This is a genomic window from Candidatus Pseudothioglobus sp. Uisw_050_01 (genome assembly GCF_048085775.1).
GTDB lineage: Bacteria > Pseudomonadota > Gammaproteobacteria > PS1 > Pseudothioglobaceae > Pseudothioglobus.
Genome location: NZ_CP159804.1, coordinates 1,361,487 through 1,384,820 on the forward strand (window position 1 = coordinate 1,361,487; position 23,334 = coordinate 1,384,820).

The window sequence follows — 23,334 nt, forward strand, 5'->3', positions numbered from 1 at the left end:
GTTTCATTTTATTTTTATTTTAATGTTAAACATCAAATTTATTCACCCTAAATTTTTTCCAACTTGGATTTTAATTTTGCTAATGCGAGTTGGAGTGTTTATTCCTTTTAGCACCCAAGTAATTATTGGCAGTACAATTGGTAAAGTAATGTACCCATTTATGTCAAAATTACGCTCAACAGCTTATTCCAACATATCTCATTGCTTTCCTGAAAAAAAACAATCACAAGTTAATGCTTTAGTTAAAAGCCACTTTGAAGCAATAGGCATAAGTCTATTTGAAACTGCAAATGCATATTATGCTAGTGATAAAAAAATTATTAAACTATTAACAACTAAAAATGAGCACTTTTTTAAAGATGCACTTAAACAAGAAGGGGGGATTATCCTACTTTGTGCTCATTTTATGCCCCTTATGTTAGGCAGCCGTGCCCTTCTTATTAATCACACAATTGCCAATATTTATAGGCCTCAAAACAATAAACTGTTTGATCAGGCTATGGTCAAAGGATATAAAAACCATGGCGCTGTAATGATTAAAAGTACGGATACAAGGTCAGTCGTAAAAGCCATAAATAATAGTCTTCCAATTTGGTATGCGCCTGATCAAGATCTTGGCGAAAAAAATAGTGTATTTGCTCCTTTTTTTGGTATTCAAACTGCAACTGCTTCTGCAACGGCTAGGCTGGCTAAAAATAATAATACTAGGGTCATCCCATACAGTTTTATAAGAACCAAAAAGGGATATGAAATGTCATTTGAAGAGCCGCTACAAAACTTTCCATCTAATAATCCAGTTGATGATGCGACAACTACAAATATGATTCTTGAAAAACAAATAAAAAAAACACCTGAGCAATACTTATGGATTCATCGCCGATTTAAAACAAGGCCAGAGGGTGCAAAAAACTTCTATAAAAGTAATTAATAATATTTCATTAGAAATACAACAATTAAAAAAAATAGAGTATAATTCCGTTCTTAAATTTTGTCACATACAACGTTAATTATGTCAATCGATACACAAGCTATTATTAAAGAATACCAAAACGACTCAACTGATACAGGGTCTGTTAATGTTCAAGTTGCCCTTCTAACCGCAAGAATAAGGCACTTAACTGAACATTTTAAAACACATGCAAAAGATCACCACTCAAGAAGAGGGCTTTTGCGCTTAGTTTCTCAGCGTAAAAAACTACTCGCTTATGCTAGAACTAATGATGTTGCTACGTATTCAAATTTAATTTCGCGACTAGGTCTTAGAAAATAAATATTAACGTGTAATAAATTCAAGCCCCTATTTTGGGGCTTTTTTATTATTTGTAGCAGTAAAATAACGTTATGGAACTTTCTGCAAATTATCAAAAAATATCTGAACTGATTGAACGCTCAAGTGTTCTAGCAGAACATTTGGCTATTGATGAAAAAAATGATCGCCTTGAAGAGGTTAAGCTAGAGCTAGAAAATCCTGAAATATGGTCAGAACCTGAAAAGGCACAAGCACTGGGCAAAGAAAAAGTCGATCTTGAAAACCTTTGTGAAGTTTTTTCTCACTCATCAAGTATTTTAAATGATGCTAAAGAACTCCTTGAGATGGCTGAAGCTGAAAATGATTCAAAAACAGTTAATGGAATCGTTTCAGATTTAAATGAAATAGAAGAATCAATAGCATCATATGAATTTAGAAGAATGTTTAGTGGCAATATGGATCGAAATTCTGCATACCTAGATATTCAATCTGGATCTGGAGGGACAGAGGCCCAAGACTGGGCTGAAATGATTTTAAGAATGTATTTAAGATGGGGTGATAAACATAATTTTAAAGTTAAGTTAATGGAGGTTTCAGCTGGAGAAGTTGCTGGAATTAAATCTGCAACTATTCACTTTGATGGTGACTATGCATTTGGCTGGCTAAGAAGTGAAATAGGCATTCATAGGCTAGTTAGAAAATCTCCATATAATGCAAATGGAAAAAGGCATACCTCATTTTCTTCAGTTTTTGTGTCACCAGAAATTGATGACAATATTGAAATAGATATAAACCCCTCTGACCTTCGAATTGATACTTACCGTGCCTCTGGTGCGGGCGGTCAGCATGTTAATAAAACTGAATCTGCCGTTAGAATTACACATTTACCAACTTCAACAGTTGTTCAATGTCAAGATGGGAGATCTCAACATGCTAATAAAGATCAGGCAATGAAACAATTAAAATCTAAACTATACGAGCTTGAAATGCAAAAAAGAAATAGTGACAAGCAGGATGTTGAAGACTTAAAATCAGATATTGGCTGGGGACATCAAATACGCTCATACGTACTTGACCAGTCACGTATTAAAGATTTAAGAACAGGCGTTGAAAGTAGTAATACTCAGGATGTACTTGATGGTAATTTAGATCAATTTATAGTAGCAAGCCTAAAAGCAGGCCTATAAAAATAAACCTTCATCGATTTACATTGCATTGGTAAAATTGTTATTTAAAAATTAATGCTAAACAATGAAAGCTCTAGATCAAATTCAGTTTAATGAAAACGGACTAGTTCCCGTAATTACTCAGGACTTTTCGTCTTCTGAAATTTTAATGATGGCGTGGATGAATAAAGAAGCGCTATCTTTAACCGTAAAAACGAAAAAAGCAGTCTATTTTTCAAGGTCTAGAAAAAAACTTTGGTTTAAAGGCGAAGAGTCTGGGCATAGTCAAGATATAGTTGAGATTTATACAGACTGTGATCAAGATGTTATTTTGCTTAAGGTAAGTCAACAAGGTGGTATTGCTTGTCATACAGGCCGTGCTAATTGTTTTTTTAATAAATTTGAAAATAATGAATGGCAAAGTATCTCAGAGGTCATCAAAGATCCAAAGGAAATCTATGGATAACATGCTTTTAGCTTTAGAAAAAATACTTGAAGAACGAAAATCATCCTCAGAAGATAAATCTTACGTTTGCTCTTTATATCGTCAAGGAACAAATAAAATCCTGGAAAAGATTAGCGAAGAATCAGATGAAGTTATTAAAGCTACCAAAGAAGAAGGAAGAGAAGAAGTTATTCATGAGGTAGCAGACCTTTGGTTTCACTTGTTAGTTTTACTGCGTCATGAAAATATTTCGCTTGAAGAGGTTGAATTAGAATTAGCCTCTCGTTTTGGCATATCTGGTCATCAAGAAAAGGCTTCTAGAAATAAATAGATTATTGTATTAACTCAAAAGCACTTATAATTCCATCAGCTACATCAGTAATTCTTTTATTTTTATCCATAGCCATCTTCCGAATAGATTGATAGGCTTCATCTTCAGTTATTTTTTTATGCTTCATCAGTAAGCCTTTAGCTTTTTCAACTGCCTTTCTCTCAGCTAACTGATTTCTAGTAGCATCTAACTCATCTTTGAGTGCTTGAAACTCTCTAAAACGCGCAATTGCAACATCAATAATTGGCTGCACTCGTTTTTCCTCAAGACCATCAACAATATATGCATTAACTCCTGCCTTAATAGCAGTACCAGCCATATGATCCTCTGAGCTTTCTGTAAACATTACAATAGGCTTAGGTTTAGTCTTATTAACATCCCTCAAGTTAGCAAAAACAGCCTCATCTGGAATATCTGCATTGACAATGACAACATCAGCATGGGTAATTTCATTACTCGTTGCAAGATTAACACTCCCCTCTAAACGAGAGATCACTTCATGACCTTTGTCTTGAAGTGCGCGTCTAAGAATCGCAGATCGCCCCATATTCTCATCAACTAATATAATTTTTAACGCTGTTTGTTTCATTAAAATTTTAAATTTATTTTGAATGGCTGGTAATATACCTCATTGAACACGTCTTTCATATTTAATTAGAGTTTAGTAGTTTTAAATATTCTGCTTCCGTAAGAATTTCAACCTGATGAGTTTTGGCATCTTTAATTTTTGATTGGCCAACATTTTTCCCAATAATTAAAAAATCAGTTTTTGAACTAACACTCTTCCCAACATTTACACCAAAAGCTTTAGCTTGTTTTTGAAGCTCAGCCCTAGATTCACTCATTGTTCCAGTAAAAACAATTTTTTTACTATTAAAAGGACTAATACTTTGATTAATTTCAGTCTTTAGAAGTGTTTGCTCTAATTTAAAACCGCCTGAAATCAAAACCTCATATTGAGGCTTAATTAAGGCTAAGCCATCAAAAATTAACTCTGCAGTTATTTCAGCAAAGCCATCAATATTTGAAATATCCTTTATGGACAAATCAAAAATTTGGTCGAATGAATAATTTTTTAGTAAATTTTCACAGTTTCCCATTCCAAGTCTTTGGACTCCAAAAGAGGCCAAAAACCTCCAGTCTTCAATACTTTCTTTTCTTGATCTAATGAGCTGATTAATTAGATTATGAGAGGTTTTTTCACCAAATCCCATAGATATTAATTTATCTTCATTTAGAAGATAAATATCGCTTACTTGACGAATGCCTTCAGCGTATAGTTTTTGAATTGTAGCTTGCCCAAATCCATCATTGTTTGCAAGAATTCGAAAAAAATATATGATTTTTCCCATAATTTGTTCTGGGCATGAAACATGATTAAAGCACATTAAAAAATCAGAGTCCCAGCTTAATAAATCTCCACAACTAGGACAATTAATTGGAATATCAACTTCAGCAGTTTTCAAAACTTTATTAATTTTAGGAATTACCAATCCACTTCGAGTCAATTCAATGATACTTCCAGCACCCAAACCTTGCTCTTTAACAAGGCCATAGTGATGGCCAGTAGCTCGATAAATTGTTGCCCCACTTAGTTGAGTAGGCTCTAATTCAGCAACAGGCGTTATCTTACCCGTTCTCCCAACTTGAGCAGTTATTGATAGAACCTTAACCTGGGCTTTTTCTTTATTTTCTTTAAAGGCAATTTGCCAGCGGTGAAATTTACGGTTTGAACCCATATGCTTTTTAAGATCTGGGTTTACTATTTCAAATACTACTCCATCTATATCAAAATCCACTCCGCCTTCAAGCTGGTTCACAACATCAAGAAATTGCTTCCTGAATTCATCAATACCTCCTAGCCAATGAGGTAATTGATTAAATGGAACAAATAATGCAGCTTTCGCACTAATTGCATCTATGGCAAGTTTTTCTAACTCTTTTTCTTTAATCAAGCTAGCCTGAAAATTTCTTGGGTATTCAAAATGATTACTAAGGTATTTTTCAAAATAGCTACGCTTAACAACTATTTCTCCAGGCCCTTGTCCTCTTTCACTATTATTAAAAACTCCAAGCCCTCTTTCAAAAACTCTACTTATATCACTTCCTTTATTGCCATCTCCCCTTGTATAAAGCTTATTACCATCATCATAGCCTGCAAAACCATCCAACTTAGCTGTTCCTTTTATTTGAATATCTTCGAGCAAATAATTAATTTCACTTGAATATTTAGTAATTCTTTCAAGCCATTTATTTACTTCTTTCCAGCTATAAGCCTTATCAGTTGACAACATTTTTTCAGGAAGTTTAACTTTTTCTTCAGAAAAGCCTTCAGCCTCATTTTCCACTTTTTTTAAAAATGGATGATTTGGAAGCCTTTTAGTTAACTCCCTTATAAAAATAAAGTCATAATTTTCATCACTAATAATGGGGATACCATTACGATAACTTTGATTTGCAATAATGCAAAATTCAATTAACTCATCATCTGACAAATCACCAATCAAAAGGCTTTGATTGGTGATATTTTCGATTGTTTGATTTGAAAGCATGATTTATTAAAATCTAGCTAGAGTTAAAAAATTAAAATTTTGAGGCAATTGAATTGAAAAGTTCAACACTATAGTTAACAATATCTTGATCATTCTCTTCAGTTAAGTCAACAAAAATCACGCGAGTTTGAAGCTCTCCAATTTCTTTAATAATTAATTGATAATTATCTTGTTTATCTATTGAGCCTAATATTTTAGAAAAGAAACCTTTACTGGGATTAGCTTTAATCAAGTAACTTCCTTCAAGAGAATCTCTATCTTGGACATCAACGTCTAATTCATCAAGTGCCCAGCCAAGATAGCGCCAGGATTGTTTTTTATCATAAGGAAAAACCAGGGTTGCATAACCAGCTTCAGAAGTAATAACCGAAACAGTTGTTTGGCTCGAGGCCATATTAGATTGAATCTTGTTAATCGCTTCATCTCTATCACTTCCTAGAAAAACCATAAGCTTTAACAACATTTCAGTTTCAAGCTCTACATCTTTTTTTCTGGGCTGCCAAACCCTTGATGTTCCATTTATAACCTCACCAATTGATGACAGTGTCAAGTAAACTTCAGATTGATTTTGACCCTCAATTGACTCTATTCGAACTCGATATCTATCAGCAATTGGGAGTCCATATTGGGTTTGTAAAACTTTTGCTAAACCAGCACGAATCGCACCAAGTGATTTGTCAGGAACTCTTGTCTCAATCTCAAGATAATTAGTTTCTAAAATACCAATTTTTTGATTTTCTTTTTCTATTTTAAAGTTATAAGATCTAAAAAACTCCTTAGAAAGATTCCATACTTCATTTGGAGGCAAGTCTACTAAAAGCCAACGACGATAATTATCGCGCATAACTTCAACATTTTGGATGTTTTTAATACCAGTTTCATCATCACTAACTCCAATAACTGCAGTGAATTCACCATCAGAACTTGGTGCAGTTAAATCTGGAGGTATTACTAATGAACCAACCTTCTCATCAGCCTGATAGTTTATAGCTCGCTTTCCTAAACCTATTTTATTTACTGGATCAGTAATTTTTGAACAACTTATAGCCAGCAAGCTTACTAAAATAATAGCTAAGTAATTGATAATTTTCATAGTAAATTAATTTCCTTTAAATTGTTCTCAATAATTGATTTGAATTCATTTGAAAGCTCTAATAAAGGCAATCTAATACCTTTTTCACATTTTCCCATCTTATGAAGTGCCCACTTAACTGGGATTGGGTTAGCTTCTAAAAATAAGTTTTTATGAAAGCTTTCTAACTTAGAGTTTAAATTTTTAGCAAGTTCAATATTTCCAGCAATAGCTGATAAATAAACCTTCTGTAACTCTTTTGGAACAACATTAGCAGTTACTGAAATTCCGCCATGTCCACCTGCAATAAGAAAATCAACTGCTGAAGCATCATCTCCAGTTAATAATAAAAAATTCTCTGGGCACTTGGCAACTAATTGCTCAATGACTGAAAGGTCACCAGTTGCATCTTTAATTCCAATAATATTAGGAATTTCAGCAAGTCTTGTGGTTATATCAACAGACATATCAACTGCAGTTCTTCCAGGAACATTGTAAAGAATTTGATCAATATTAACCCTTTCTGCTATTAGTTTAAAGTGCTGAAATAACCCCTCTTGTGTTGGCTTATTATAATATGGCGTCACCAACAAACAAGCATCGGCGCCTAAATTTAGTGCTTCTTGAGTAAGCTCAATAGCCTCTGATGTTGAATTAGCTCCGGTTCCTGCAATAATTGGAATTCTTTTGGCAGCATATTTAACTGTATGATCAATTATCTTTAGGTGCTCCTTTACGCCCACTGTTGCAGACTCACCAGTAGTTCCAACTGAAACAATTGAACTTGTTCCTGAATCAATATGAAAATCAATTAAATGATTAAGAGCCTCATAATCAACAGCGCCATCAGCGAACATTGGAGTAATTAATGCTACATTTGAGCCTAAAAAAGAGTGATTATTGTTCATAAAAAAGATGATTCAAAATATAGCTGAAATTATATACGATTGACCTTGTAATAACAATTCTACTGAAGACTTTAAAACAATAGATTTACTTTTTTAAAAGATCCGGTCTTTTTGTCTTAGTTTTTTCATTTGACTGTTCATTGCGCCATACATCTATTTTAGCTTGGTTTCCACTTAATAAAACACCTGGAACAGTTTGGCCATCAATAGTTTCTGGCCTTGTATAGTGAGGATAATCAAGAAAATTATCAGTAAATGAGTCCTTTAATGAATCCTCATTTCCTAAAACATTAGGCAAACGACGACTTACAGAATCAATTAATACCATAGCTGCTAGTTCACCACCACTAATAACGTAGTCTCCAATTGAAACTTCATAGTCAATATCATTTTCTATAATTCTCTCATCCACTCCCTCATATCGCCCACAAAGAAGAGTAAGTGAATCAAAGGATGACAATTTTTCAACTAAACTTTGGTTTAATTTTTGACCTTGAGGTGACAAGTAAATGACTTTGGTTTCTGGATTTTGTTTTTTAATCTTGGCAATACAAGCTCTAATTGGCTTAACTTGCATCACCATTCCACCACCACCACCATAAGGCTTATCATCAATATTTTTGTATTTATTGGCGCTGAAATCCCTAAGTTGCCATTCGCTAATTGAGATAATCGACTTCTTAATTGCTCTTGCAATAACGCCTTCTTCTTTAATTGCAGAAAACATTTCAGGAAAAATAGTAATAATATCAAATTTCATTTATTAACCTGCAGCAGTATTAATAACAAGGCTAGACCAATAGATTAGTTAAAATTTGTGAGTAAATTTTGGTCAGATCTTCTAAGTCTTGAACCAAAACTGATTCATTAATCTGATGAATTGTTGCGTTAATAGGACCAAGTTCAACCACCTGGGTTCCTTTTTGTGCAATAAATCGACCATCAGAAGTACCTCCAGAAGTCGAAAGTTCAGGCTTAATTGATTTTATTTTTTCAATTGCATCAATACATGCAGAGACTAAGATTCCTTGTGGAGTTAAAAATGGATAGCCTGAATGAGACCAATCAATAGAATAATTAAGTTTATGACTATCTAAAATATCATTTACTTTTTTCTGAAGCTCTTCTTTTGTAGTTTCTGTTGAATACCTAAAGTTAAACATTATTTCTACTTCACCAGGTATTACATTTGTAACTCTCGAGCCAGAATGGATATTTGAAATTTGAAATGAAGTGGCTGGGAAGTAATCATTACCATTGTCCCATTGCTGCTGACATAAATCATTCAGCGCTGAAGTCATAAGATGATTAGGATTCTCTGCAAGATGTGGATATGCAATATGCCCTTGCTTTCCTTTTATAGTTAAAATGCCATTTAGTGAGCCCCTTCTTCCATTCTTTATAACATCTCCAAGCACTGAAGTGGATGATGGCTCACCAAGCAAACAATAATCTATCTTCTGATCAAGGCTTTTAAGATAATCCATCACTTTAACCGTTCCATTAAGTGCAATTCCCTCCTCATCAGAGGTAATTAAAAATGCAAGAGTCCCTTTGTGATTAGGGTTTTTTTCAATAAAGTTTTCTGTTGCCACAAGCATCGAAGCCAAACCCCCTTTCATATCAGCTGCACCCCTACCAAATAAGAGTCCATCTTTTACTGTTGGCTCGAAAGGAGGTGTTTTCCATGCTTCATCATCTCCAGCAGGAACGACATCAGTATGGCCCGCAAAAGAAAAGATTGGACTAGCATTTCCATGAGTAGCCCAAAAATTATCAACATCTCCAAATTTAAGAGGGTGAATCTTAAATCCAATTTTTTCAAGACGATCAATCATGATGGCTTGACAGCCCTTATCAAAAGGAGTTACAGAAGGCCTACTTATAAGTGATTTTGCTAATTCTAATGTTTGACTCATGATGGCTATTTTACTTGTAAATTTAATACCGTATTAAGAGCCTCTTCGATAATATTTCTGTCAGGGTGAGTGTCTGGCATAAGATATAAAGCTTTTTGCCAGTAACCTATTGCCCCATCTAGGTCAGATTGATGAGCTGAAACTATGCCAGCAAAATACAACACCTGAATTGATTGAGCATCAAGACTTAGAGCCTTTTCAATTAAAGTTTTAGACTTACCATAAAACATGCCATCTTGATTCGCAGCTATAGCGCTTGCAAACTGAAGAAGTAAGTCAATATCATTTGAATTTAATTCATACGCAATCTCAAAAGTCCCAATTGCATCATCAACATTTCCAACACCAACTTGCGCCAGACCTAGCATTTTTAATGCTTGAAAATCATTTGGATCTTCAATTAAATAATCCTGTAATTTTTCAATACTTTCACTCATAGTCATAGGCTCGGTTAAAGTAGTATCAGTATTTGGAATTATTTTTGGAGCCAGCTGAGAATAAACTAGTAAAGATAAAATTCCAATAGATAAAGCTACTAGAGTTATCCATTTTAATGGCTCAATAGTTACATTTTTTGCTGGACTGCTTTTTAGCTCTGAAGCTAAAGTGCTAATAATTTCTGACTCAGCTTCTTGATATTGAGCGCTCTCAATGTATCCTTGGTTAAAATCTATTTCAAGCTCAGCCTGCCTCTGTTTATTAATTGCTATATTTGAATCATCATCACTAAGGTTTGACTTCACTGGTCTATACAGAAACCATGCTAAAAATAAGCTAGATAAAACAATCATCACAATAAATTGCCAGCTTAGGATCATGATTTAGCTCTCACAAAATAACGCCGGTCAGTTGCTGCAAAAAGAGCTCCAAGGGCAATCATTAATCCGCCTAACCATATCCATCTCACCAGTGGCTTATAATAAATTCTTACGCTCCACGCGCCACCCTCCAAACCTTCACCTAAAGCTACATAAAGATCTCTAGTTATTGATGGATCAATTGATGCTTCAGTCATCGGCATGCCACTTTGGTAATATCTTTTCTCAGGAGCAAGCTGTGCAATTTTTTCTCCTTCTTTAAATACACTAATGTCACCAATAAAGCCTGAATAATTATCTTTCATGTGGGGACTTACTCCATTAAAGACAAAGTCATATCCTGCAATATTTTGAGACTCTCCAACATTCATTTTTATATCTTTTTCAATTCCAAGTTGAGTTGTTACTGTAGCCCCAAGAACAAATACTGCAATTCCAAGATGGGCAATTATCATTCCTATAAAGGCAAATGAAAATTTTGATTTTGTCCTTATTCTTTTCGTTAATAAAATAATGACATGAAAGGTAACCCAAATAAAAAGGCCAATTGCAATTAGTACATAAATATTGTTGGTAATTACAACTCTTGCAAGCAAGAGTAATAAAGCAATACCAATCCAGTTAAAGCGCAGTAATAAAGTTAATCTAGATACGCTATCTTTCTTCCAGCGTACAAAAGGGAAGATAGCTAATGCTAAGACTCCTGGGAGCATAATTGGCACAAAAACTGCATTGAAATAAGGCGCACCTACTGATATTTTCCCAAGATTTAATGTATCAAGAATTAATGGATAAAGTGTCCCCAAAAGGACTGTAAACATTGCCGTAATAAGCAATATATTATTTATTAATAGTCCAGTTTCTCTTGACAATAAAGCAAATTGATTACTTTTTTGCAATAAGTGAGAGCGCCATGTGAATAGAACCAAAGAGCCACCAATAACAATAAATAAAAATAGCAGAATAAATAACCCTCTTGTTGGGTCTGTTGCAAAAGCATGGACAGAAGTTAAAACTCCAGAGCGAACTAAAAAGGTTCCTAACAAACTTAATGAGAAACCGCCAATGGCTAGCAGCACAGTCCACTGCCTAAATGCGCCTCTCTTTTCACTAACGCTTAATGAATGGATAAGCGCTGTCGCAACAAGCCAAGGCATAAATGATGCATTCTCTACAGGATCCCAGAACCACCATCCTCCCCAGCCAAGTTCGTAATAAGCCCACCAACTTCCAAGAGTTATTCCAACCGTTAAAAAAGCCCAAGAAATTAACGCCCATGGCCTTGTCCATCTTAGCCAAGTGCTATCTAACTGGCCTCTGATTAATGCAGCCAATACAAAGGCAAACGGAACTGCTAATCCAACATACCCCATATAAAGCATAGGTGGATGAACTGCCAAACCAAAATCTTGGAGGAGTGGGTTTAGCTCTCTCCCTTCTAATGGAGGAATCAGTAAACGCTCAAATGGATTCGATGTAAAAAGTAGAAAAAGCAAAAATCCAAAACTTATAGCACCCAGTATTACGAGAATTTGATTTAATAAATCCGACGGAATACGCTTAGAAAAAATACTAACCGAGATAGTCCATATTGAAAGCACAAAGACCCATAAAAGTAATGAGCCTTCATGAGCTCCCCAGACTGCAGATGCCTTAAACAATAATGGTAGCTGAGTATTTGAATTATCAGCTACATACTTCACTGAAAAGTCATTCGTCAGGAATGCACTCATTAGAATAATAAAAGCTATAACAATCCAAAAACCTTGCGCCCAAACTAATGGCTTTGCAAGTTGAGCAAGACTAGATTTATTCTGATAAAGACCTATTGATGGCAATACCATCAATAGCACAGAAAATATCAATGCAAGAACGAGGGAAAAGTGTCCAATTTCAATCAACATAAGTCCAAGTTTTTATTATGTTTTTAAGAGCTAATATTTTACAGTATTTCTTATGTTTATTCTTAATAGACATCACTTAAATTAAAGTAACTAAGAAATAAGATTACATAATGACTGACTGGTCACTCATTAAGTAGCATATAATTTATTTTTTAGAAAAATACAGGCACTTAATTATGGAAATTCTTTTTAATATATTAAATGTAATCAAATATTTAATCTATGCGCTACTTATCATTGCTTTTGTTATTTTTATTTTTCTTAATGTCTCCCCTGTCTTTGGCGCCTCTCCTGACAAAAATACCAAGGAAATAATTGTTAATTCAGAAAACTTTTTTGAGGGTAAATTTCGCAACATTAAAACAACATACACAAACTTTCGAACTTTAGAAAGAAAGTCGACCCTAAAGGAATGGTTCTTTCCGCCAAAAGATAAAAACCCTTTGGGCCCTCTTCCAACAATAAAATTTCAAGGTCAAGATTTAACAGAGGGTAAATTTGTTTGGTTTGGTCACTCCACGCTTCTTATGAAAACTGAAGATTTGGTTGTTATGACTGATCCAGTCTTTAATAGAGCATCACCATTACCGTCGTTCAGCTCAAAAAGTAAAAGTAGTTTTTTTAATGGGAAACCATTTGTATTTGAAAACCCAATATTGATAGAGGATCTTCCAAAGGTCAACGTTGTTATCATTTCACATGATCACTATGATCACCTTGACTCTAAAGCAATTAAAGACTTATCAAATCTAGTAGATCATTTTATTGTGCCTTTAGGGGTTGGAGCACATTTAGAAAGATGGGGAGTAGATAAAAATAAAATTACTGAGCTTGACTGGTATGAAAGCAAGAGCTATAAAGATGTTGAGTTTATCTTTGCGCCAGCTCTTCACTTTAGTGGAAGAGGCATAACCAATGGTAACTCGACATTATGGGGCTCTTGGATTGTTAAATCAAAATCATTAAGCGCCTATTTTAGTGGTGATGGAGGATACTCAGAGACATTTAAAAAATTAGGTAATGAATATGGTCCTTTTGACATTGCCTTTATCGAGAATGGTGCTTACAACATAGACTGGTCAAATGTTCATATGTTTCCTGATGAATCTGTTCAAGCCAGTATCGACTTAAAAGCAGAAGTGCTATTCCCGATTCATTGGTCTAAGTTTGATTTATCGATTCATCCATGGGATGAGCCAATCATTCGAATTACTAAGGAAGCTGCAAAAAGGAATGTCAACATTGCAACCCCAATGATTGGTGAAGTATTTGAGCTAACCAACTTACCAAAAAATCCTTGGTGGGAAAAGCTTAGAAATTAAACTAATATTATTTAAGGAAAAAAATGAAAAAAGAAAATTGGAACGAATCAAATATCCCTGATCAATCAGGGAAAATTTTTATAGTAACTGGACCAACGAGTGGTCTTGGTAAAGAATCGGTTAAAGTTCTTGTTCGAAAAAACGCAACCGTTATTATGGCTGCTAGAAATATTAAAAAAGCTGATTCTGTAAAAAAAGAAATTCTTGCTGAAAATAACAGTGCGAAGATAGATATTCAAGAGTTAGATTTATCAAGCCTCGAATCAGTCAATAATTTCTCAACATCTATAAACAAAAAATACAAAGCACTAGACTGCCTTATCAATAACGCTGGCATAATGGCCTGCCCTTATTCAAAAACAAAAGATGGCTTTGAGATACAGATGGGCACGAATCATTTAGGTCATTTTGCTTTAACAGGTCAACTAATATCTCTACTCAAAAAGACGCCAAATTCAAGAGTTGTAAATGTAGCTAGTATTGCTCACACCTCTGGAAATATTGATTTTGATGATCTTAATTGGGAAAAAAGAAAATATAAAACTTGGAGCGCCTACAGTGACACTAAGCTAGCAAATTTATATTTCACCTATGAATTATCTCGTAAACTTGGTCAGGATAAAGGAAGTCCAATGGTATTAGCTTCACATCCAGGGTGGACTGCTACAGATCTTCAGAAGCATTCTAGTATGGCAAATTTTATGAATATTTTTCTTGGACAGAAAGTTAAGGTAGGTGCTCTTGGAGGTCTTAGAGCGGCTACTGATCCAACTGCCCAGTCAGATAATTATTTTGGCTCTCCATCAATGGGCGGTATGAAAGGTCACCCTGCATTAGTTAAATCAAATGATTTATCGTATAATGTAGATAATGCAAAAAAACTTTGGAAGCTATCTGAAGAACTAACTGGAGTGAGTTACTCCATTGACTAAAAATAATGCTCTCAACTAAAGATAAAATCTATCAAAGCGCTCTAGAGCTATTTGCCAGTCAGGGTATTCAGTCAACTTCAACTGCTCAAATTAGCAAAAAAGCAGGGGTTGCCTCTGGAACGCTTTTTGTACACTTTAAATCAAAGCAAGAGCTTATTGACACAATATACATAAGCATTAAAAAAAATGCTTTTTCTGACTTGAATGAAAATATGCCTGATAATTCAAGTGTTGAACTTCAGTTCAAAGAAGCTTCCCGAAAAATTATTGAGTATTTTTTAACTAACTACAATGAATTTATCTTTTTAGGTTTAGTTGATATCGATCCTATGGTATCTGAAGAAGCAAGGGCAATAGGCTTCAAAAATTTTGAAAAATCAATGACTGATATGAAACTATTTTTTAAAGAAGGTTATTTTAGAGATATTGATTTTGACCTACTCTTTCAAATAAGTTGGTCAGCAACTGAAACGATTATTAAAAACTTAAAATTAAGAAATCTTTCCAAGCCAAGTGAGAGTGAACTGAATGTAATCTGGGATATTATGAAAAAGAGCTCCTAAGAGCTCTTTTTTAAAAATATATGGTGCGGAGAGAGAGACTCGAACTCTCACGTCTTGCGACACTGGAACCTAAATCCAGCGTGTCTACCAATTCCACCACCCCCGCGAAGATTTTGAAATTATACCGAATTAAATCAAACATTTCTTATTTAAGAAATAGATTTTCTTATTTAATTGCCGTACCAGCTTAACTTTTCATTTAGACTGACGACCTCTCCTACAATCATCAAAGTAGGTGCATTAATATCTTCTTTAATTAACAAATCAGGCAAGTCTTTTAGAGAGGTAATATAAACTTTTTGCTCAGGCATTGTGCCTTTTTCAATAATCGCAATTGGCATCTCCTCTCTCATGCCGTGAGCAATTAACTGTTCACAAATGTAACTTGCCCCACTCAATGCCATATAAAAAACAATCGTCTGCTGCTCAACAATAAACTCTTCCCATGGAAGGTTAGTCGTGCCATCTTTTAAATGGGCAGTCACAAAACGGCAGGATTGAGAAAAGTCTCTATGGGTTAACGGAATGCCTGCATAAGAAGAGCACCCTGATGCAGCAGTTATTCCAGGGACAACCTGAAAAGGGATGCCATGCTCAGAAAGAGATTCGATTTCTTCACCCCCTCGGCCAAAAATAAAAGGATCACCGCCCTTTAACCTGCATACTCTCTTGCCTGATTTTGCCAGATCAACCAAAAGAGTATTAATATCTATTTGCCTAGTAGATTTATCACTGCCACCTTTTTTACCGACATATATGAGTTCTGAGTCTCTCCTAACAAGCTCCATAACACCTTTAGATACCAACCTATCATAAAGCACAACATCAGCTTGCTGGACAAGCCTTAAGGCTTTAAACGTTAATAGGTCAGGATCGCCAGGACCAGCTCCAACTAAATAAACCTCTCCCAAGTTCATCTCAACTGCGTCAATCAGCTGCATTTCAATATCAGCCTTAGCTTCTTGAATACGTCCTGAAAAAACTTTTTCAGCTATAACGCCAGAAAAAGTAGCCTCCCAAAATGCTCTTCTATCTTTAATTTTTGAAAACCTGTCTTTAACTTTCTGCCTATACTCACCAGCAATTTCAGCAAGTATGCCATAAGAGCTTGGAATAACTGTTTCAAGCTTTGCACGAATTAAACGAGCTAGAACTGGTGCCTTACCGGATGAAGAGATAGCAATTACCACCGGAGACCTATCAACTATTGAGGGCATGATAAAGCTTGATAGCTCAGGCGAGTCAACCACATTTACCGGTATACGACTTTCTTGAGCTATCTTAGAGACAGATTCATTTACTTTTGAGTCATCTGTAGCAGAAATAATTACTGAATAATTTGAAATATCAGATGCCTCAAAGCGCTTATTAACTAAAGTTACATTGCTATCTAAAGATAAGGTTTTTATGCCTTCACAAAAATGGGGAGAAACGCATGTAACCTTAGCCTGAGCTTTTAATAATAAGTTTATTTTTCTTAATCCGATATCTCCACCTCCAACAACTAGGGCTGGCTTTTGTCTTAAATTTATAAAAATAGGAAGATGATCCATAAAAATATATTAAGCTTTTAGTTTAGAGCATTGTTTAAAATATTTTACGAAGTATAGTAAAAAATTCTATATTTTTATTATTATTGAGTTCAAAGATATGAATTTTTCTTAAAAAAACAAAAATTTAGAAAAATATTTTATATTTCCTAGTAAATTGATATTTAGTAGCTACTAAAGTTGAAGTACTATTTTAACAAAAGGAATTGAAATTGCTTTTTTTGATTGGAGTGATGCTTTATCTAGCTCATTCATCGCAGATACTAAAGTATTTAAATCTCGAGAATAATTCTTAAATAAATATTCGTAAATTTTTGAGTCGATAGTTAAATTTCTATCACTCATTTGTTTATTAAGTACGTCCATTGTTAACTCATCATTAAGTTCTTCTAATTTATAAACAGCAGCTAAACTTAGGCGCGTCTTAAGATCCTTCATAACGGTTAAATCAGCTGGCAAACTAGAACCACTGACTAAAACAACAACTCCAGCCTGTCTTACTCGATTATATAAATCGAAAAATGTCTCTTGGTTATCACTACTAATAAGATCAACATTATCAAAGCTAATAAAATTTAATTGGTCTATAAAGTCAAATAAATGCTCTGGAAAAGAATCAATACAATCGATATAAATTGCGTTCTTATCCATTTCTAGGGCCTTTAATACTACCCCTTGAAGGACATGCGTTTTGCCTTGGCCTGTTAATCCATATACGTAAATTTCAGAAGCTTTTTTTTTCTGAAAAAGTTGGTGAATTAAATTAACAAGCTCACTATTAGCAATAAAGTTATCTAAAAGCATTTTGGAGTTCAGTGAGATTGGAAGGCCTAGTTGATTCATTTTTTAGTCTCTTGCAAGATAAACTTTTTAACCCAAAGTAACACATAGTCCGCACCACTTAAACCGGTCGAAGTGGCAACCACTATGAAGACCATATCTCTAAGGCTATTTAATTCAGTATATATTTGAATTAACAGCAAAAATAAAACCAAGGCAATTTGTAATACTGTATTAAATTTACTAATTAAAGAAGGCTCTAGCAAATCACTATCCCTAGATATTTCACCTAGAAAATATCCTAATGCGCCCGCTACAATAATAACATCACGAACAAAAATTATCATGAGTAGCCATAAGGGCATAATCCCAACCCAATATAAAGCAATAAAAGAGCAGGTCAATAATATCTTGTCTGCCATTGGATCAAGAATAGAACCAAGACGGGACTGTAATGAAAACTGTTTAGCTATCCAACCATCTAATGCGTCGGTAATTCCAGCCAATAGAAATAATAGAAGCGTCAAAAGATACTGCTCTTTTAGTAGCGCTATAACTATTGGAACTGTTAAAATAATGCGTATTATTGAAAGCGCATTGGGTAGCATTGAGTAGCTCATTATTTTGCTTAATTAAATTCATTTTTTAGACCTTAATTATACGGAAAACAAGATGTCATCATTGACTTATAAGGACTCTGGAGTTGATATTACTAAAGGTAATCAGCTTATTGAAGAAATTAAACCAATTGCCAAATCAACGTTAAGACCTGGTGTTCTTGCTGGTCTTGGCGGCTTTGGTGCAATGTTTGAAATTCCTTTAGATAAGTATAAAAAACCAGTTTTAATTTCAGGAACTGATGGTGTTGGAACAAAATTGATGGTTGCTGAGATGCTTAATAAGCATGATACTATTGGTATTGATTTAGTTGCAATGTGCGTCAATGATCTTATAGTTCAGGGCGCTGAGCCTTTATTTTTTTTAGATTATTACGCAACGGGCTCTCTTAATCCAGATGTTGCGATTTCTGTTATTTCTGGAATTGGTGAAGGCTGTCGTCAATCTGGATGCTCGCTAATTGGAGGGGAAACTGCTGAAATGCCCGGAATGTATAAAGGTGAAGAGTATGATCTTGCTGGGTTTTGCGTAGGCATTGTTGAAAAAGATAATATTATAGATGGCTCTAAAGTTTCATCAGGTAATCACATAATAGCGCTTGGTTCATCCGGTCCTCACTCAAATGGATACTCACTCATCAGAAAAGTTTTGGAAAAAACAAAGCCAACATCAAGCCAGCTCAAGGAACTTATTGAGCCAACTAAAATCTATGTTAAATCAATTTTGTCATTAGTTCAAAATTTACCCGTACATGCAATATCGCATATTACGGGTGGTGGTCTTCTTGAAAATATTCCCAGAGTAATGCCAGAGCATTTAGCTGCAAAATTGGATGCAAACTCTTGGGAGCTTCCAGAAATATTTCAGTGGCTGCAGGCTGAAGGAAATATAGATACAAGTGAAATGCATAGAGTTCTTAACTGCGGCGTTGGCATGGTCGTTATTGTTCCAAAAGAATCCTCAAATGATGCTATTAAGCTATTAAATTCTGAAGGTGAAAAAGCCTGGTTAATTGGAGAAGTTGTTGACTCTAAAGGTGAGCAAGTAATAATTTGATACTATGAAAGCTGTTATTTTAATTTCAGGTAATGGCTCTAATTTACAATCAATAATTGATAATGCAGATAAAATTGACTTGCAAATTAGCTGCGTCATTAGTAATAACAAAAATGCTTTTGGCTTGAAACGAGCGGAATCTGCAAAACTTCAGACTGCCGTTATTGATCCTGGATTCTATAATTCTAATGATGCTTTTGATAGAGAACTCATTTCAATTATTCAACAGCAAGGGGTAGAATTAATTGTGTTAGCTGGTTATATGAGAGTTCTTACTCCATTATTTGTGTCACATTATTTTGGGAAAATTCTTAATATTCATCCCTCTTTACTTCCAAAATTTCCAGGACTCAACACACATCAGAGAGCTATTGATGCCTCTGAGACAGCTCATGGAGTGAGTGTTCACTTTGTTACTGAGGAATTGGATGGTGGCCCTATAATTAATCAAGAGTCAGTTATCATTGACAATTTAGATACTGAGGAAACACTCTCAATGAAAGTTTTAAAAAAAGAACATGTCATCTACCCTAAAGTGATTCATTGGTATACTCAAGGAAGATTAAAACTTATTGATAATTTTACCGCAACACTTGATGGAAAAATGATATGAAAAAAATAGTATTCTTATTTATTGCACTTCTATTTTCAGTCCAATCTCTTGCACTAAACCCCTACAAGGGTAGCTATGATCTTTATGCACAGACAGTAATGGGTAACTTAAAAGTTGGAACTGCAATATTAAATTTAGAGGTCAATAATAATCAGTTTATATATACGACTAACGCTCAAACTGAGGCCGTATGGAAGGCGCTTTATGACTTCACAAGAGAGGAAAAAAGTTTAGGCAATGAAGTTGATGGACAGATCATTAATACTTACTTTAGCGTCATTGAAAAAAATAAAGGTGAAGTTAAAAAAGACTATGAAATATCTATTGCAACTGATAAAAATTATGCCGTATCTAGTAGTGGTGAAGAATTTGAAATTAAACCTGGCCTTCTTGTTGATCCTTTAAGTGTTTATCTAGCGCTATCTAATGATATGAATAATAAGCCTAATGAAGAAGAGTTTATTTACCAAGTTGTTGATCAGACTGGCGTTAAGTATTTAAAGTTCAAATCGCTTGGTGCTGAAAATATTTCTATTAATGATATTGAATTTGAAACTATCAAGGTAGTTTGTGAAGACCTCCAGTTAACACTCAATTTATCTATTAATAAAAATTTTCAGCCAATTAAAATTCACAAAATTAATGGAAAAACTGCATTTACAATGGTACTTATAGGCTTTGAAACTTAAATCTAGAGATGTTTCTTAAGGAACTGCCCAGTATATGATCTTGGATTCTTGGACACCTCTTCTGGAGTCCCAAATGCAATTATTTCGCCGCCTTTGTTCCCGCCTTCAGGCCCAAGATCAACAACCCAATCGGCAGTCTTAATAACGTCTAAATTATGCTCAATTATAACAATTGTATTATTTCGATCTCGTAGTCTAAAAATCACGGACAGCAATTGTTTAATATCATGAAAATGTAGGCCACTTGTTGGCTCATCTAATATATATAAAGTTTGCCCCGTATCTGTTTTAGAAAGTTCTTTAGCAAGCTTTATACGCTGAGCCTCTCCACCAGAAAGGGTGGTTGCATTTTGGCCAAGCGTAATATAAGAAAGTCCAACATCCATTAAAGTTTGCATTTTTTGATTAATCTTTGGAATCGCTTTAAAAAAATCAAGCGCATCTTCGACAGTCATCTCTAAAACCTCTGCAATTGACTTTCCTTTGTATTTAATTTCTAAGGTTTCTCGGTTATATCTATGGCCATGACAGATATCACATGAGACGTAAACATCAGGCAAAAAGTGCATCTCTACCTTAATTAAGCCATCTCCTTTGCAAGCTTCACATCTTCCTCCTTTAACATTAAAACTAAAACGTCCAGATTTATACCCTCGCGTCCTAGACTCAAGAGTTAATGAAAAAAGGTCACGAACTAACGTAAAGACGCCCGTGTAAGTAGCTGGGTTAGATCGAGGGGTCCTTCCAATTGGGCTTTGATTGATATTAACTACTTTATCAAACAGGTCCATACCCTTGACTTCTTTAAATGGAGCAATATCAGTTTGAGCTCCATTAAGTGTTTTTGCAGCTAACTCATAAAGTGTGTTGTTGATTAATGTTGACTTTCCTGAGCCAGAAACACCTGTAATACAGGTTAAAACGCCAATAGGAATTTTTAAGTCAACATGCTTTAAGTTATTTCCACTTGCTCCAGTAATATTAAGCCAGCCATTTGATTTCTTTCTGGTTTTAGGAGTGCTGATTTCTAATCGACCACTTAAATAATCTCCAGTAAGAGATTTTGTATTAGCTATAACTTCATCAGGTGCACCTATCGCAACAATTTCACCACCATGGATACCTGCACCAGGTCCAATATCCACAACATAATCAGCCTGTCTTATCGCATCTTCATCATGTTCAACAACAATAACTGTGTTACCTAAATCTCTAAGATAAGTCAACGTATCAAGTAACTTTTGATTATCGCGCTGATGAAGTCCAATTGATGGTTCGTCTAAAACATAAAGCACCCCAATTAAGCCCGCACCTATTTGAGAGGCTAATCTTATTCGTTGAGCCTCTCCACCAGATAAAGAGTTGGCTTTTCTCTCTAAATTAAGATAATCGAGCCCAACATTAATTAAGAAATGCAAACGCTGTGAAATTTCACTTAGAATCTTACTTGCAATTTCCCCACGCTGACCTTCCAGCTCAAGAGATTCAAAAAAATCAAATACTTGGTCTATTGTCAGCTTTGTTAAATCAGAAATATTTCTATTATCTATAAAGACATTTCTTGCAGATGCATTAAGTCTATCTCCATTACAACTTGAGCAGGGTTTGCTTATTACATATCTAGATAATTCTTCCCTAATTGAGCGGATATCACTATCTGCATAACGACGCATCATCCTTGGAATTACGCCCTCAAAAGGTTTTTTCTTACTTGTCCAACCTCTTCTTCCTTTAATTTTTGAAAAATCAATAACTTGACTTCCACTTCCATAAAGAACAATTTTTTTATTCTCTTCTGAGAGTTCATTAAATGGTGTTGCAATATCAAATTTATAATAATTACCAACTAAAGAAAGCATTTGATAAAAATAGGCATTACTTTTGCTCCAGCCATAAATTGCACCATCTTCAAGGCTAAGCTCAGGATTAGCCACAACTCTTTCTTCATCAAATATATCTTTGATACCTAAACCATCGCATGTTTCACATGCCCCAACAGGATTATTAAATGAAAAGAGTCTAGGCTCTAACTCTTCCAAAGAGTACCCACAATGAACACAAGAAAACTTTGCTGAAAATGTTAGCTCCTTAAAGCCAGAGTTAATATCCATAGGGCAAGCTATAGCAATACCTGCACTCATATTAAGGCCAGTTTCAAGAGACTCAGATAATCTTGAAGTTATATCTTGCCTAACTTTTAATCGGTCAATTACGATCTCGATGGTATGGTTTTTATTACCATCAAGCTCATCAATTTCTTCAAGAAGCATAACCTCACCATCAACTCTCGCACGAAGGAAGCCTTGATGAGAAAGTTCTTGTAATAATTTTAGATGGCTACCCTTTCTATTTTTTACAATTGGTGCAAGTATCATAATTTTTGCATCTTCAGGAAGGTCTAATATTGCATCTACCATTTGAGAAATTGTTTGTGCTTGTAAATCATCTCCATGCTCAGGACATCTAGGTGAGCCAACTCTGGCAAAAAGTAGTCTCAAATAATCATAAATCTCAGTTATAGTTCCTACTGTAGAGCGAGGATTATGAGAGGTAGCTTTTTGTTCGATTGATATTGCAGGAGATAGTCCTTCAATATGATCAACATCTGGCTTTTCCATTAATGATAAGAACTGCCTTGCATATGCTGATAATGACTCAACATACCTTCTTTGGCCTTCAGCATAAATTGTGTCAAAGGCTAATGATGACTTACCAGAACCCGATAGACCAGTAATAACTACAAGCTTATTTCTTGGAATTCTAACATCAATGTTTTTTAAATTATGGACCCGAGCGCCACGTATGTTTATTGAATCCATAGGTTAGTTATTTTATGGTGGACAAAGG

General features: G+C 34.6%; 23 protein-coding genes and 1 tRNA gene. 11 read left to right on the top strand and 13 right to left on the bottom strand.

Annotated features, from left to right (window positions below):
- Positions 1-22: 22 nt before the first annotated feature.
- The 5 genes from ABXT51_RS06865 to ABXT51_RS06885 all read left to right on the top strand — a co-directional run bounded on the left by ABXT51_RS06865 (position 23) and on the right by ABXT51_RS06885 (position 3,191).
- On the top strand, positions 23-928 hold the full coding sequence (locus ABXT51_RS06865; RefSeq protein WP_416694787.1) for a lipid A biosynthesis acyltransferase: 906 nt from the start codon (positions 23-25) through the stop codon (positions 926-928).
- An 81-nt stretch (positions 929-1,009) separates the two neighbouring features.
- Positions 1,010-1,270, top strand: coding sequence for a 30S ribosomal protein S15 (gene rpsO / locus ABXT51_RS06870; RefSeq protein WP_416694789.1), 261 nt, complete (start codon positions 1,010-1,012; stop codon positions 1,268-1,270).
- Positions 1,271-1,341: 71 nt separating this feature from the next.
- Positions 1,342-2,436: a peptide chain release factor 2 gene (prfB, locus tag ABXT51_RS06875; RefSeq protein WP_416694791.1), complete on the top strand. Its 1,095-nt coding sequence runs from the start codon at positions 1,342-1,344 to the stop codon at positions 2,434-2,436.
- Between the two features lie 64 nt (positions 2,437-2,500).
- Positions 2,501-2,881: a phosphoribosyl-AMP cyclohydrolase gene (gene hisI, locus ABXT51_RS06880; protein WP_416694793.1), complete on the top strand. Its 381-nt coding sequence runs from the start codon at positions 2,501-2,503 to the stop codon at positions 2,879-2,881.
- The gene (locus ABXT51_RS06885; protein WP_416651367.1) at positions 2,874-3,191 is read left to right on the top strand and encodes a phosphoribosyl-ATP diphosphatase; all 318 of its coding nucleotides are present in this window, start codon (positions 2,874-2,876) and stop codon (positions 3,189-3,191) included. Before hisI ends, ABXT51_RS06885 begins: the two co-directional genes overlap by 8 nt.
- Position 3,192: 1 nt before the next feature.
- Here the strand turns inward: ABXT51_RS06885 and ABXT51_RS06890 are convergent, their stop codons facing one another.
- From ABXT51_RS06890 to ABXT51_RS06925, 8 genes are all read right to left on the bottom strand, one after another.
- On the bottom strand, positions 3,193-3,780 hold the full coding sequence (locus ABXT51_RS06890; protein ID WP_416694795.1) for an ANTAR domain-containing response regulator: 588 nt from the start codon (positions 3,778-3,780) through the stop codon (positions 3,193-3,195).
- Positions 3,781-3,841: 61 nt separating this feature from the next.
- Positions 3,842-5,743, bottom strand: a complete 1,902-nt coding sequence (locus ABXT51_RS06895; RefSeq protein WP_416694797.1) for a BRCT domain-containing protein — start codon at positions 5,741-5,743, stop codon at positions 3,842-3,844.
- Between the two features lie 31 nt (positions 5,744-5,774).
- Positions 5,775-6,836 carry an outer membrane protein assembly factor BamC gene (bamC, locus tag ABXT51_RS06900; protein WP_416694799.1) on the bottom strand — a complete coding sequence of 354 codons (1,062 nt, stop codon included), beginning with the start codon at positions 6,834-6,836 and terminating at the stop codon, positions 5,775-5,777.
- On the bottom strand, positions 6,833-7,723 hold the full coding sequence (gene dapA / locus ABXT51_RS06905) for a 4-hydroxy-tetrahydrodipicolinate synthase (protein WP_416694802.1): 891 nt from the start codon (positions 7,721-7,723) through the stop codon (positions 6,833-6,835). The genes bamC and dapA overlap by 4 nt, the downstream gene beginning before the upstream one ends.
- Positions 7,724-7,808: 85 nt before the next feature.
- Positions 7,809-8,483 (bottom strand): tRNA (guanosine(37)-N1)-methyltransferase TrmD, encoded by a 675-nt coding sequence (trmD, locus tag ABXT51_RS06910; RefSeq protein WP_416694805.1) that lies wholly within the window; start codon positions 8,481-8,483, stop codon positions 7,809-7,811.
- 31 nt (positions 8,484-8,514) lie between these two features.
- A complete protein-coding gene (gene dapE, locus ABXT51_RS06915) occupies positions 8,515-9,642 on the bottom strand; it encodes a succinyl-diaminopimelate desuccinylase (protein WP_416694807.1) in 1,128 nt (375 codons plus the stop codon).
- A 5-nt stretch (positions 9,643-9,647) separates the two neighbouring features.
- Positions 9,648-10,460 (bottom strand): c-type cytochrome biogenesis protein CcmI, encoded by an 813-nt coding sequence (gene ccmI / locus ABXT51_RS06920; protein WP_416694809.1) that lies wholly within the window; start codon positions 10,458-10,460, stop codon positions 9,648-9,650.
- A complete protein-coding gene (locus tag ABXT51_RS06925; RefSeq protein WP_416694811.1) occupies positions 10,457-12,364 on the bottom strand; it encodes a heme lyase CcmF/NrfE family subunit in 1,908 nt (635 codons plus the stop codon). The genes ccmI and ABXT51_RS06925 overlap by 4 nt, the downstream gene beginning before the upstream one ends.
- Positions 12,365-12,540: 176 nt before the next feature.
- On the opposite strand from ABXT51_RS06925, the gene ABXT51_RS06930 reads away from it, so the two are divergent.
- The 3 genes from ABXT51_RS06930 to ABXT51_RS06940 are packed head-to-tail and all read left to right on the top strand — an operon-like array spanning position 12,541 to position 15,181.
- Entirely contained in the window at positions 12,541-13,686 is a 1,146-nt protein-coding gene (locus ABXT51_RS06930) for an MBL fold metallo-hydrolase (protein WP_416686473.1), read from the top strand.
- A gap of 23 nt (positions 13,687-13,709) precedes the next feature.
- Positions 13,710-14,618 (top strand): oxidoreductase, encoded by a 909-nt coding sequence (locus ABXT51_RS06935; RefSeq protein ID WP_416694813.1) that lies wholly within the window; start codon positions 13,710-13,712, stop codon positions 14,616-14,618.
- Positions 14,619-14,623: 5 nt separating this feature from the next.
- Entirely contained in the window at positions 14,624-15,181 is a 558-nt protein-coding gene (locus ABXT51_RS06940; protein ID WP_416686475.1) for a TetR/AcrR family transcriptional regulator, read from the top strand.
- A gap of 21 nt (positions 15,182-15,202) precedes the next feature.
- On the opposite strand, the gene ABXT51_RS06945 is transcribed toward ABXT51_RS06940, so the two are convergent.
- The 4 genes from ABXT51_RS06945 to ABXT51_RS06960 form a co-directional block, all read right to left on the bottom strand.
- A tRNA-Leu gene (locus tag ABXT51_RS06945) sits at positions 15,203-15,287 on the bottom strand.
- Positions 15,288-15,351: 64 nt separating this feature from the next.
- Complete coding sequence (gene cysG, locus ABXT51_RS06950; RefSeq protein WP_416694815.1) at positions 15,352-16,734, bottom strand: siroheme synthase CysG; 1,383 nt, start codon at positions 16,732-16,734, stop codon at positions 15,352-15,354.
- 171 nt (positions 16,735-16,905) lie between these two features.
- The gene (gene hda, locus ABXT51_RS06955; RefSeq protein ID WP_416694818.1) at positions 16,906-17,574 is read right to left on the bottom strand and encodes a DnaA regulatory inactivator Hda; all 669 of its coding nucleotides are present in this window, start codon (positions 17,572-17,574) and stop codon (positions 16,906-16,908) included.
- Positions 17,571-18,131, bottom strand: coding sequence for a CDP-alcohol phosphatidyltransferase family protein (locus ABXT51_RS06960; RefSeq protein WP_416686478.1), 561 nt, complete (start codon positions 18,129-18,131; stop codon positions 17,571-17,573). Before ABXT51_RS06960 ends, hda begins: the two co-directional genes overlap by 4 nt.
- A gap of 52 nt (positions 18,132-18,183) precedes the next feature.
- Here ABXT51_RS06960 and purM point away from each other — a divergent pair, with 52 nt between their 5' ends.
- The 3 genes from purM to ABXT51_RS06975 are packed head-to-tail and all read left to right on the top strand — an operon-like array spanning position 18,184 to position 20,487.
- Entirely contained in the window at positions 18,184-19,185 is a 1,002-nt protein-coding gene (gene purM, locus ABXT51_RS06965; RefSeq protein WP_416694821.1) for a phosphoribosylformylglycinamidine cyclo-ligase, read from the top strand.
- Between the two features lie 4 nt (positions 19,186-19,189).
- Positions 19,190-19,798 carry a phosphoribosylglycinamide formyltransferase gene (purN, locus tag ABXT51_RS06970; RefSeq protein ID WP_416694824.1) on the top strand — a complete coding sequence of 203 codons (609 nt, stop codon included), beginning with the start codon at positions 19,190-19,192 and terminating at the stop codon, positions 19,796-19,798.
- Complete coding sequence (locus ABXT51_RS06975) at positions 19,795-20,487, top strand: DUF3108 domain-containing protein (protein WP_416694826.1); 693 nt, start codon at positions 19,795-19,797, stop codon at positions 20,485-20,487. Before purN ends, ABXT51_RS06975 begins: the two co-directional genes overlap by 4 nt.
- 2 nt (positions 20,488-20,489) lie before the next feature.
- Here the strand turns inward: ABXT51_RS06975 and uvrA are convergent, their stop codons facing one another.
- A complete protein-coding gene (gene uvrA / locus ABXT51_RS06980) occupies positions 20,490-23,306 on the bottom strand; it encodes an excinuclease ABC subunit UvrA (protein WP_416694829.1) in 2,817 nt (938 codons plus the stop codon).
- Positions 23,307-23,334 lie beyond the last annotated feature (28 nt).